The following is a 536-nucleotide window of genomic DNA, read 5'->3' as shown; positions in this document are numbered from 1 at the left end:
AAAACCTACCGAATTAAAAGCATCATCGGCTTCATTATTTGTAAAGCGGTCGAGATACTTGGAGGGATTTGTCTCACTTTCGAGGTGCACATGCATATCTGTTAATCCCGGAAGTACAAACATCTCCCGCAAATCGATCAGACTGTCTGAAGCCTTTGCCGGCTGCACAAAACCCTTTTCTACACTTTTGATTTTTTTTCCCGAGACAATGACGGTGTGGTTACCAAGAATCTTTCCGGTTTTTGTGTCTATTAAATTTCCGCTTTGAATATAAATATCCTGTGCAGCAGCCGAGAGGCCGAAAAGCAAAAAAATTGCCCACAATAATTTTTTCATGAAGTTGCTATTGATTAAGAAACTCTTTTATGTTGCCGGTAATATAATCAATTTGTTCATCATCAAGTTCGGTATGCATGGGCAGAGAGATCACCTCCTGTACCAATTGATTGGTCACAGGGAAATCAGCTTCATTATAACGTTCGTCTTTGTACGCTTTTTGGCTGTGAAGCGGAATTGGATAATAGATACCGAAAGGA

General features: G+C 40.1%; 1 protein-coding gene and 1 pseudogene. Both read right to left on the bottom strand.

Going from position 1 to position 536, the window contains the following annotated elements; translation table 11 throughout:
* Positions 1-336, bottom strand: a pseudogene (locus HC175_RS17125) (amidohydrolase family protein); the annotation flags it as partial.
* A gap of 7 nt (positions 337-343) precedes the next feature.
* The coding region (locus HC175_RS17120) for a DegT/DnrJ/EryC1/StrS family aminotransferase (RefSeq protein ID WP_168139538.1) at positions 344-536 on the bottom strand (193 nt) is incomplete at its 5' end.

The organism is Salinimicrobium oceani, from assembly GCF_012037645.1.
Note: the sequence above shows the minus strand (reverse complement) of the source record. Positions and strands in the feature narration are given on the sequence as shown.